Origin of the sequence: Methylobacterium aquaticum (assembly GCF_001043915.1) — a bacterium.
Classification (GTDB): Bacteria; Pseudomonadota; Alphaproteobacteria; order Rhizobiales; family Beijerinckiaceae; genus Methylobacterium; species Methylobacterium aquaticum.
Map to the genome: position 1 here is coordinate 18,200 of NZ_LABX01000266.1, position 10,078 is coordinate 28,277.

Consider the following 10,078-nt stretch of genomic DNA (forward strand, 5'->3'; position numbering starts at 1 on the left):
GGCGGCGAGGCCGTCACCCGTCGTCAGCGCCGGCTGGCCGGTGAGCCCCTGGACAAGGGCGGCGGCGGCGTCCCCGGGCCGCATGCCGCCCTCGGCCCAGAGCGGCCAGGCGATGCAGCGGCGCAGGCCGCCGGCTCCGGCCTCGGCGAAATCTTCGAGGAAGCGGTTCGCGACGGCGTAATCGCCCTGGCCGAAATCGCCCAGGCTGGCGGCGAGGGAGCCGTGCAGGACGAAGCGCTCCACCGGGTGTCCGGCGAGGGCGGCGTCCAGCGCCACCACGCCCGCGACCTTGCCGGCCAGCACCGCCGCGATCTCGGCGGCGGTCTTGTCGGCGAGCGGCTGCTGCCCGATCGCGCCGGCAAGGTGATGGACCTCGACGACCGGGCCGAAGCAGGCGCGGATCTCGGACAGACTCCTCTCCAGGGAGCCGCGATCGGTGACGTCGGCCCGCCAGTATCCGGCGCCCGCCCCGGTCTCGCGCAAAGCGGCGAGCCTGCATTCGCCGGCCTCATCGAGGGCGGAGCGGCCGAGGATCGCGAGGTTGACGCCCGGCCGCGCGAGGTGCCGGCAGAGGGCGCGGCCGATCCCGCCGAAGCCGCCGGCAAGCAGGATCGTGCCGCGGCGCTCCCGCCGGCCGCCGGGCTCGGGCCGCGGCGCGGTGCCGGAGATCGGCCGCCACAGACGCTGCCGCAGGACGCCGCCGCTCAGGCGGAATTCCCCCGCCGGGCTCGCCAGGATGGTCGCCACGGCGTCGAGGGCGAGGGGCCCGTCGAGGGCCAGGGTCGAGAGGCTGAGCGGGGTCGGCATCTGCGGTAGGCTCGCCACCAGCCCGCCGGCTCCGCTGGCGCGGCCGAGCGGATGGAGATGCAGCAGGCGGGTGTCGCCCTGGCCGCCGAGCCGGCCGAGCGCCTGGACGAGGGTGAGCAGCTCCGCCGCCTCGGCCACCGGGTCCTGCGGCCGGGCGGGATCGAGGGGCCAGAGATGGACGATGCGGACCGGCCGCGCGGCGTGGCGCGACAGAGCCGCCGCGATGTCCTCCGTCTGGGCGGCGACCACCGCGTCGATCGGGCCGGGCAGGATCGTCGCCAGCGACTCGGCCTCGGACGGGTCGTTGACGAGGGCGACGGTCAGGCCGGGCGCGAGGGACGCGAGCGGCGTCCCGGCGACCTCCGCCCAGACCGGAGCCTGGAACCGGAGCGTCGGGCCGGCCGGCATCGGCTCCGGCGCGGCGGGCGTCTCGAACCAGTGGCGGTCGCGGGCGAAGGGATAGCCCGGCAGGGTCGTCACCCGCACGGCGTCGCCCTCGTCGAGGGCGGAAAGGTCGAGGTCGCCGCCGGCCCGGTAGGCGGAGGCCTGGGCCTGGAGCCAGTCGTGCCAGGCCCGGCCGGTGCGCGCGGCGCCCGACGGGGGCCGGCCGGGAGCCGGGGCGGGTCCCGCAACGCGCAGGCCCGCGGCAGGGAGTCCCGCGGAAGCGGCGGCCAGGGCGGCACGCAGGCCGGCGAGATCCTCGACCACGAAAGCCGCCCGCACCGCCTCGTGCCGGCGCCGGTGGGTGCAGGTATAGGCGAGATCGGCGAGGCGGACCGGCTCCGCGTCCGGCCGGGAGGCGGGGTCGAGCCAGGCGGCCAGATCCGCGATGCGGCGCCTTAGGCCGGCGGCGTCCCGGGCCGAGAGCGCCACCAGCCGCCAGCCCGGCTCGGCCACGGCATCGCGGCGCCGGGGCGCCTCCTCGACCACGACATGCGCGTTGGTGCCGGAGAAGCCGAAGGACGAGACCCCCGCCCGCCGCGGCCACGGCCCGGGCGCCCAGGCGGTCGTGTGGCGGGCCAGGCGGAAGGCCGAGCCGTCCAGGCTCATCAGCGGATTGGCCGCCCGCAGGTGCAGCGTCGCCGGAATCGTGGCGTGGCGCATCGCCAGCAACGCCTTGGCGAGCCCGGCGGCGCCGGAGGCGGCGGTGGTGTGGCCGAGATTGCTCTTCAGGGTGCCGAGGGCGCAGAACTCCCGGCGGTCGGTGCGGGCCGAGAACGCGGCGACCAGCCCGGCCGCCTCGATCGGGTCGCCGAGCCGGGTGCCGGTGCCGTGGGCCTCGATCAGTCCGATGCTCTCGGCCGGGATCCCGGCCTCGTCCAGCACCGCGCCGATCAGCGCCGCCTGCGCCGCCGCGGACGGGGCGGTCATCCCGTTGGTGCGGCCATCCTGGTTGACGCCGCTGCCGAGGATCACGCCGTAGATCTGGTCCCGGTCGGCCAGCGCCCGGTCGAGGGGCTTTAGCACCAGGGCCACCGCCCCTTCCGCCGGGACGATCCCGTCGGCATCGGCGTCGAAGCTGCGGCAGCGGCCGGTCGGCGACAGCATCCCGGCCCGGCTGAGCTGCTTGAACGGCCATTCGCCGAGATAGAGCGACACGCCGCCCGCGAGGGCGAGATCGACCTCGCCACGGCGGATCGCCTGCACCGCCAGGTGCACGGCCACCAGCGAGGACGAGCAGGCGGTGTCGAGGGCGAGGGCCGGCCCCTTGAGGTCGAGGAGATAGGACAGCCGCGCCGCCAGGATCGAGCCGGCATTGCCCAGCATCAGGTAGGCGTCGGGCTCGACACCGGCCTCACGCATCAGGCCGCGATACTCGTCGCCGCACAGCCCGGCATAGATGCCGCAGCGGGCGCCCTTCAGGGCCGGCCCGGCGAGGCCCGCATCCTCCAGGGCGTGCCAGGCGGTTTCGAGGAAGATGCGCTGCTGCGGATCGGTGCAGGCGGCCTCGCGGGCGGCGATGCCGAAGAAGGCGGCGTCGAAGGCGTCGACATCGGTGAGGAAGCCGCCCCACTTGCCGTAGCTGCGATCCCGCCTCTCGGGATCCGGGCTCCAGTGCCGGTCGATGTCCCAGCGATCGGGCGGGATCTCGGTGACGCAGTCGCGTTCCTCGCGCAGCACCGTCCAGAGCCCGGCCTGGTCGGCCGCGCCCGGCAGCCGCGTGGCGAGGCCGACGATCGCCACCGGACCGGCGGCGCCGGCGGCGTGCGGCGCCGGGATGGCGGGAGCCGGAACGGTTGACGGTGCGTCGGGAACCGCCGGGGCGGCGGCGCCCGGCCCCCGTGGCGCGAGCCCGGCCAGATGGGCCTCCAGGTCGGCGAGGCTCGGATGGTCGTAGAGCGTCGCGGTGCCGAGTTCGAGGCCGAGCGCCCGGTTCAGCGCGTCGAGGAAGCGCAGGCCGCCGAGGCTGTCGAGCCCCTGCTCGGCGAAGGGCGTCTCCGCCGCGATCTCGTCCGGCGCCATGCCGAGGGTGTGCGCCAGGGTCTCGCGGACCACGGCCTCTGTCTGCGTGGCCCCGACAGCCGCGACCGCCGACTCGGCGACCGGGGGGCTCGGCCGGGCTGGCGCGTCCGCGTCCCGGAGGGCCGCCGCGTAGGGCTGGGCCGCGGCCAGGGCCGCGCGGTTCCGGGCGGTCAGCGTCGCGGTCTCCAGGGGCGAGGGCCGGGCCTGGAGCAGCAGGTAGCGGATGCCGCCTTCGGCCAGGGCGCGACCGAAATTCGACCAGCCAGCATGGACGCGCGCGACCAGGGCGAGGCGGTCGGGCGCCAGGCCGTCCGCGGCGAGGCGCGCCATCACCGTGCCGACCTCGGCATCGTCGAGGCAGCGCGCGATCTCCCGGCTGCCATCGACCACCCGGACGAGGGCGAGGCCGGCCCGCGCGAAGGCGGCGGCGTAGGCCGGCTCGGCCAGGGTCCAGGAGCCGGTCTCCGGCACCGCGATCCCGACCCGCGGCGCCACGCAATCGGCCAGGGCGAGGGTGCCGTCCGGCGCCAGGGCGGCGGCGAGGTTGGCCAGCAGGCGGTCCTTGTCACGGATGTGGTGCAGCACCTCGATGCCGAGGATCAGGTCGAAGGGACCCGGGAACGGCGAAGCGGCGCTGTCCCCGGTCTCGACGACGATGCGCGCGTCGAGGCCGGCCAGGCGCGTCCGCGCCGCGGCGACGCGGGCATGTTCCGGCGACAGGGTCCGCCCCCAACCCTGAAGGCCCGGATGGGTCTGGGCCAGCCGGATCAGGTCGGTGCCGGCACCGCAGCCGAAATCGAGCATCCGGGTCCCGGGCCGGCCCAGAGCGAGGCCGGCCAGCAGCACCCGGCGCAGGTCGCGCTGTCCCGCCAGCAGGGCCTCGGCGCAGGCCGGATCGGCCTGGGGATCGAGCACCGTGCGGGTCCAGGAGAAGCCCGGCGGCGGGTCGGTCAGCGGCGCCAGGGAGAAATACGATTCCTCCAGCCGGTCGGCCCGCACCGGCAGGGTCGCGTCGTAGTAATCCGCCACCGGATCGAGGCGGTCCGGCGCCGGGGCGGCGCAGGCCGCCTCACGCGAGGCCGCCGCCGAGGCCGCCCGGTCCTCGGCCCGCGACGCGGCGACCGCCTCCTTGGAGAAGCCCGGCCCTTCATCGAGCCAGTAGCGCCTCCGCTCGAAGGCGTAGGTCGGCAGCGCCACGATCCGCGGCGCCGCGTTGCGCGGCAGGCGCTCGGGCACGAGATGCCCGCCGGCGGCCCAATGCACCGCCATGCGGTGCGGATCGGCGGCGGCGGCCGGGTCCGGCGCCGCGCCGGCCCCGCCGGGACGGGAGACGCTGCCGCGCTGCAAGCCGGGCACCGGGCGGCCGGCGAGATGGTCGTCGAGGGCTAACAGAAGCGCGGCCCGGTCGCGCACCACGAGCGCCCAGCGCTCCGCCAGGGCCTGGCGGCCGACCTGGAGGGTCCAGGCGACGTCGCGCAGGGTCAGGTCCGGTGCGGCGCGCAGGGCCGCCGCCAGCCGCGCGAGCTGGGCGCGAAGCCGCTCCTCGGTGCGCCCGGAGACCAGGATCAGGGCCGGGGTGCCGTCGTCCGGGATCGCCGGCGCCGCGGCGGGCGCCTCCTCCAGAATCAGGTGGGCGTTGGCCCCGCCGAGGCCGAATGAGCTGATGCCGGCGCGACGCGGGCCGTCGCGGCGCGGCCAGGGGGCGAGCGCGGTCTGGACCCGGAACGGCGTGCCGGCGAAGTCGATCTCCGGGTTGGCCGGCTCGGCGTGCAGCGAGGGGGCGAGCGCGCCGTGGCGGAGCTGGAGCAGCACCTTGGTCAGGCCGGCGATCCCCGCCGCCGCTTCGAGATGGCCGATATTCGGCTTGATCGAGCCGAGGGCGCAAGAGGCTGTGGAGGAGGCCGTGGAGGAGGCGTCCGAGGAGGCCGTGGTGGAGGCCTCCGAGGCGGCCCCGGCGGCGGTGCCGTCCGTCTCGGCCGCGAAGGCGAGGGCGAGGGCGCGCACCTCGACCGGGTCGCCGAGTTCGGTTCCGGTGCCGTGGGCCTCGACGTAGGACAGGCTGGCGGGATCGAGGCCGGCCCGGCGCAGGGCGGCGCGGATCACCGCCGCCTGGGCCGTGACCGACGGGGCGGAGTAGCTGCTGGTGCGGCCGCAGGTGTTCACCGCCGAGCCGCGCACCACCGCCAGGACCGGATCGCCGTCCCGCTGCGCATCGGCGAGGGGGCGCAGCAGCACCGCGCCCACCCCCTCGCCGACCACGAAGCCCTTGCCCCCGGCCCCGAAGGCCCGGGTGAGGGCGTCCGGCGACAGCACCCGGTAGGCCGACATCAGGATGTGGTGCAGGGGGTGCAGCAGCAGGTTGGCGCCCCCCGCGATCGCGGCGCGGCAATCGCCGCGGCGGATCGCCTCGCAGGCCATGTGGATCGCGCTCAGCGACGACGAGCAGGCGGTGTCGAGCGCGACGCTCGGCCCGGTGAAGTCGAACAGGAACGAGGCCCGGTTGGCGATCGAGGAATGCGACGAGAACGCGCCGGTATAGCGGCCCTTGGCCCAGATCTCCGTCGCCAGCTGCTCGTAGGTTTGGCTCATCACCCCGACGAAGACGCCGACATCGCCGCCGAGGGGGTTCTCGGCCCCTCGCTTCAGGCGCTCGGGCGTGTGGCCGGCCGCCTCCAGCACCTCCCAGACCACTTCGAGGAAGTGCCGCTCCATCGGGTCGGTCGCCCGGGCCTCGGCCGGCGAGATCCGGAACAGGGGCGCGTCGAAGCACGCCACGTCGTCGATGAAGCCGCCGAACCGGGTGCCGGCCTTGCCGTCGCGGGTGCCGTCGGGGTCGTAATGCGCCGCATGGTCCCAGCGGCCGGGCGGGACCTCGGTGATGGCGCTGCGGCCGTCGCGCAGGAGCGCCCACAGGTCGTCGGGCGTGCGGGCGCCAGGATAGCGGCCGGCGACCGCCACCACCGCGATGGCGTCGGCGGGCAGAGCGGACGGGAGCGGAGCGGAGAGGGCCGGAGCGGACACGGCCGGAGCGGCCGCCTCGGCGGGCAAGGCGGCGCTCACCCGGTCGGCGCCCGACCGGTCGGGGCGGAAGGCCGCGGCCCGGGCCGGGGCGCCGAGGCGCCGGGCCGGCTCCGGCCGGTGCGTCTCCAGCCAGGCGGCCAGGCCCTCGACCGAATCGGCCTCGAACAGCAGCGTCTTCGGCAGGGGGCCGGCCACCGGCTCCAGGGCCGCGATCACCTCCAGGGCCATCACCGATTCGAGCCCGTAGGTCCCGAACGGCTCGGCGGGATCGATCGCCTCCGGCCGCAGCTTCAGCACGGCGCCGACGAGCCCCGCGAGATGGGTCCGCAGGGCCGGCCGCGCGCCGGCGGGCGGCGGCGGGCCAGCGTCGGGACGGGCGCCGGGGGACAGGAGCGCCGGGGGCCGGTCGGCGACGAACAGCGTCTGGCCGGCCTTGCCGGCAGCGGGCCCACGGCGCGGGGCCGCGAACCCCGCCGCCTCCAGCAGCGCCAGCCACCGTTCCGCGCTCGCCGCAGGGGAATGCGGCAGGCGACCGCCGTCCCGGGCGTTCCACCAGCCCGGTGTCAGCCCGAAGGTCAGGGTCGCGAAGTCGCGCAAAGCGGTCGTCTCGGTCAGCACCAGCCGGCCGCCGGGTCGCAGCAGCCGGCGGCAGGCCACGAGGCTCTGCCGCAGGTCCGGCGTGGCGTGCAGCACGTTGACGGCCAGGATCAGATCCGCCGGCGGCAGCGCCGGGTCCGGCTCGCCGGCGATGTCGAGGCGCTGCGTCTCGAAGCCCGCCAGGGCACCGCCGAAACGCTGCCGGGCGAGCGGCAGGAAGGCGGGCGAGACATCGGTGAACAGGTAGCCGGCCTCCGGCCGCAGCGCCGCCAGCACCGGCACGACCGCCCGGGTGGTGCCGCCGGTGCCGCCGCCGACCTCCAGCACCCGCAGCGGCCGGTCGGCCGGGGCGGCGCGCACGAACTCCGCCACCGCCTCGGCGACCGCACGGTTGAGCCGGTCGGTGGCGGCGGCGGCGACGTAGACCGCCTCGAGCAAATCGAGGGAGCCGCCGGGCATCAGCGCCGACAGCCCGTCGGCCCGGCCTTGCAGCACCCCCGGCAGCGCCGCCACGGCGCGTTCGAGCAGCGTGGCATGGGCGGCGAGTCCCGGGTTCTCGGCGATGATCCGCGCGCCAGCCCCGGCCTCGGCGGAAGGCAGCGGCCGCGCGGCATAGCCGTCGCCCTCACGGATCGCAAGGCCGTGGCGCGCCAGGAGATCGAGGCAGGCGAGGAAGAGCCGGTGCCAGGCCGGCGCGACGCCGCAGGCGGCGATCCAGGCGTCCGGATGCCGGGCCGGGCCGGGGACGAAGCCGAGATCGGCCAGTGCCGCCGCCGTCTCGCGGGCGGCGAGCCGTTCCAGCCGGGCGAGCCCGGCCTCCTCGGCCTCCTCCCGGTCCGGGGCGGGCGGCGGATCGGACGGCGCCATTCGAGCAGGCCCGGCTTGGACCCCGAGCTGCGCGAAGGCGTCGGCGGTGCCCGCCACCGGCATGATCTGATCCACCCCGGCGCAGAGCGCGGCTTCGAAGGCCGCGAGGCCGTCCTCGACGGTGATCGGCAGGATGCCCTGCCGCTCCAGCCGCGCGCGCAGGGCCGGATCGGAGACCACCCCCACCTCGCCCCAATAGCCCCAGTTGATCGTCACGGCCTTGACGCCGCGGCCGCGCAGGCAGGCGGCGAAGGCGTCGGTGAAGCGGCATCCGGCGACGTAGTTCGCCTGCCCAGCATTGCCGAACACCGCATTGGCCGAGGAGAACACGGCGACATAATCGAGCGCGTCGGAGGCGGTGGCCGTCGCCAGGGCGACGAGCCCCCGCGTCTTGGGGTCGAGCGCCGCGCGCAAGGAGTCCTCGTCGAGGCGCAGCAGGCTGCGGTCGGCGAGGACCAGGGCGGAATGGATCACGCCGTTGATCGGCCCCCAGAGGGTGCGCGCCTCGTCCAGAGCCGCCGCCAGAGCGGGCGGATCGGTCAGGTCGGCCTGGCGGTAGATCGCCTCGCCCCCCGCGGCGGCGATGGCCGCGAGGGCCGCCGCGGCGCTCTCCGCCGGGCTGCGGCCGAGCAGCAGCAGCCGTGCCCGGGACCGCCGCGCCATGTGGCAGGCGACCGCGAGACCGATGCCGCGGGCACCGCCCGCGATGACGTGGACGCCCCAGGGCCGGAACGGGTTGAAACCCGCCGCCGGCAGGGAGGTCGGCCGCACCTCCTGCACCCAGCGCCGTCCTGCGCGCAGGGCGATCTCGGCCCGGCCGCCGGGCTCGCCCGGTTCGGCCAGGATGGCGGCCGCATCAGCGGGCCACTCCGCGGCGGACAGATCGACCGGCAGGTCGACCGTGATCGCGGCCAGGCGGGGCAGTTCCAGGCCCGCGACCTTGGCAAGGCCGATGGCGGCGGCCTGCCATGGCCGCACCGGCGCACCGGCGGTGACGGCCTGCACTCCGCGCGTGACGAGGATCAGGCGCCGGTCGCGCAGGCGGCCCTGGGTGATCCATCCTTGCAGCAACGCCAGCAGCGGCACCACGCCCGTCGCCTCGCCGTCGCGGAGCCGGGCCGCATCGTCGCGAACCGTCTCCTCGTCGGCGATCCCGGCGAGCACCACGACCGTGTCCGCGTCGCCGAGGGCCTGACTCATCCGCGCGCCACCCCCGGGGGCGGTGTCGAGGGGCACCGCGCGCAGCGTTCCGGCGGCGTCCCGCAGGGCCGGCAGGAAGCCGGCTTCGGCCGGCGCGAAGACGGCCGCGACCGATCCCGGCGCCGCGGCGGTGGGCACCGCCTCCTCGCGCCAGCACGGGGCGAGCAGGGTCAGGGCGCTGGGCCGCGCCTCGGGAGGCGGCACCGGCGCGGGCGAGGCCGGCGGGGCAAGTCCGGTCGCCGGGCGCAGGACCAGGCCGGCGAAGCGGGCGACGACGGCGCCCGCGAGGTCCGTCACGGCGCCGTCGAGGGTGAGGGACCCCGCGCCGTCCGAGCCGGTGCCGTCGCGGCGCTGGAGCCGGGCGGCCGCGGCGGTCTCCAGCCCGTCCCCGATCCAGATGCGAGCGAGGGCGAAGGGGGCATGGGCCCGCCGCTCCGGCCCGAGCAGCGCGGCGGCCTGCCAGGCGGCGTCGAGCATCGCCGCGCCCGGGGCTCCGGGCGTCAGCGTGACGCGCAGGGTGCGGCCGTCGAAGACCGCATCGGCGATCCGGCGGAAGATCGGACCGTAAGCCGTCCCGGCCCGGTCCAGGCTCCGGTAGAACGATTCCGGCGCGAAGCGGCCGGGGCCGGTCGCCCCGAAGTCCACCTCATCCGACCGGGCGTCGGCTCCGGCACCGGCCTCAGCCGCAGCGAGGCGGCCCCGCAGCACCGGCCGGCCGCCACCCGTGACGGCGACCACCCCGTCCGCCAGGACCAGCTCGGCGCTGGTCCCGTCCTCCGCTCCGAACAGGGGGGCCAGGAAGACGATGTCGGCCAAGTGGAGCGGCCCGCCGCCGAGGGCGTCGGCGATGGCCAGCAGGAGGGCCGTCCCGGGCACGACCGGCCGGCCCCCGAGGCGATGCTGCGCCAGGACCGGATCCTCGGCCGACCAGTGCAGCCGACGCGGCTCAGTCTCCGAGCGCCACGGCCTGGTCGGATCGGACACGGGCCGAGGGGGCATGGGGGGCTGGGGATCCGGCAGCCAGCAGCGGTGCTCGGCCAGGGGGGTAGGCGGCAGGGAGCGGCGCCTTGCGCCCGGGATGGGCGGAGCGGCGATTTCGGGAGCCGCTCCGCCGAGCCACAGC

At 76.8% G+C, this 10,078-nt stretch carries 1 protein-coding gene (only partly in view); it reads right to left on the reverse strand.

Annotated elements, in window-relative coordinates:
* Positions 1-9,954: the 5' portion of an SDR family NAD(P)-dependent oxidoreductase gene (locus VP06_RS36785; RefSeq protein ID WP_156295824.1), read on the reverse strand. Its footprint begins 9,414 nt before the window's first position; 9,954 of the gene's 19,368 nt are visible here — the first part of the coding sequence; the start codon lies at positions 9,952-9,954; its stop codon lies off the left edge, out of view.
* Positions 9,955-10,078 lie beyond the last annotated feature (124 nt).